Annotated in this window: 2 protein-coding genes; both read right to left on the bottom strand. The window is 63.1% G+C overall.

Annotated features, from left to right (window positions below):
- Positions 1–598, bottom strand: a 598-nt coding sequence (locus EN984_RS32510; RefSeq protein ID WP_164765827.1) for a sugar phosphate nucleotidyltransferase, incomplete at its 3' end; no start/stop codon positions are given.
- Between the two features lie 11 nt (positions 599–609).
- Positions 610–2,040, bottom strand: a 1,431-nt coding sequence (locus tag EN984_RS32505) for a phosphomannomutase/phosphoglucomutase (protein ID WP_164765826.1), incomplete at its 5' end; no start/stop codon positions are given.

Raw genomic sequence — 2,040 nt, 5'->3', positions numbered from 1 at the left:
AGATACCGGTGTTCCAGTAGAAATTTCCGGCCTTGAGATAGCTTTGCGCAGTCTCAATATCCGGCTTTTCGACGAAGCGCGACACATCGAAGGTGCCGCCGCTTTCGGCCGCGACCTCGATATAGCCGTAGCCGGTCTCGGGCTGTGTCGGCTTGATGCCGAACACCACCAGCCGTCCACTACGCGCTGCCTCGGTGCCGGCTTCGACGCTATGCCAGAATTGGCGCGGGGTCGATATCTCATGATCCGACGGCATCACCAGCACCAGGCTGTCACCGAATTCGGACAGCGTGCGCAGCGTCGCCAGTGCGACGGCGGCGGCTGTGTTGCGCCCGGTCGGCTCGAACAGCGGACCGCCGCCGGCCAGGTCGAGACCAGCAAGATCGGCGTGAACGCGATCAGCATGGCGCTCCGCGGCGATCAGGAAGATCGGCGTTTCGCCTTCCGGCCGGGCCGTCAGCCGACGCAAGGTCTTGGCCAGCATCGAGCCATCGCCGGACAGATCGTGGAACTGCTTGGGGTTGTCCTCGCGCGACAGCGGCCACAACCTCGAGCCGACGCCGCCGCTCATGACAAAACTGACAATCCGCTCGGTCATTCAACTACCATTCAAAAGGTCTGGTTGTAGGCGCCCACCTCGGGGCTGCGGCGCAGCACGGCGTCGACAGCCTCGAACATCTCCCGTCGACGCTGCGACGACACCGGGCTTTCGACCACCACGACCAGTTCCGGTTTGTTCGATGAGGCGCGCACCAGCCCCCAGGTGCCGTCGTCGGCGACGACGCGCACGCCGTTGACGGTGATGAGGTCTGCGATCTTCTGGCCAGCGAAAACCATTCCATCCCGCTTCATGGCCCGAAAGTCGGCAACCACCCGCTCGACAACGCCATACTTCACGTCGTCCGCGCAGTGAGGCGACATGGTCGGCGTGCCGAAGGTCAGCGGCAGGGCGCGATAAAGATCGGCCATCGAATTGCCCAGGCTGCGATCCAGCATTTGGCAGATGGCGATGGCAGTGACCAGCCCGTCGTCATATCCGCGCCCGATCGGCGGATTGAAAAAGAAATGACCCGACTTTTCGAAACCGGCGACAGCACCGAGTTCGGCGACGCGGCGCTTGATGTAGGAATGGCCGGTTTTCCAATAGTCAGCGACGGCGCCATTGGCGCGCAGCATTGCGTCGGTATGGAACAGGCCGGTCGATTTGACGTCGACGACGAAGGTCGAGTTGGGATGCCGGCTGGAAATATCCCTTGCCAGCATCACACCGACCTTGTCGGCAAAAATTTCATTGCCTTCATTGTCGACGACGCCGCAGCGGTCGCCATCGCCGTCGAAGCCAAGGCCGATGTCGGCGCCTGATGCCAGCACCTTGTCCCGGATGGCATGCAGCATCCGCATGTCCTCGGGATTGGGATTGTAGCGCGGAAATGTATGGTCGAGCTCGACGTCGAGCGCGATGACCTCGCAGCCGATGCGCTGCAACGCCCGCGGCGCGAAGGCGCCGGCGGTGCCATTGCCGCAGGCTGCGACCACTTTCAGCTTTCGGGCGATGCGCTTGTCGCGGGTCAGATCGTCGAGATAGGTCGCGCGAAAGTCGCGGATGAAATCGTAGGAGCCGCCGCCGACGAGATCGAAATCACCTGCCAGCACGATCGCCTTCAGCGCGCTCATCTCTTCCGGGCCGAAGGTCAGCGGCCGCGCAGCACCCATCTTGACGCCAGTCCAGCCATTTTCGTTGTGCGAAGCGGTGACCATGGCGACCGAGGGCGTATCCAAAGCGAACTGGGCGAAATACGCCATCGGCGACAACGCCAGTCCGATGTCCCTCACCCGTGCGCCTGCGGCCATCAAACCGGACACCAGGGCCAGTTTGATCGACAGCGAATAGGAGCGGAAATCATGCCCGGTGACGATATCGGGACCGGCGCCGAGACGGCGAATAAGCGTGCCAAGCCCCATGCCGAGCGCCTGGACGCCGATCAGCTTGAGCTCCGGCAGTTGCGCGGAGCCGGGATGGCCGAACCACCAGCGCGCATC

This window comes from Mesorhizobium sp. M7A.F.Ca.CA.004.12.1.1 (assembly GCF_003997835.1).
In the GTDB taxonomy this organism is placed as follows: domain Bacteria; phylum Pseudomonadota; class Alphaproteobacteria; order Rhizobiales; family Rhizobiaceae; genus Mesorhizobium.
This window is presented reverse-complemented; position numbering and strand designations above follow the sequence as displayed.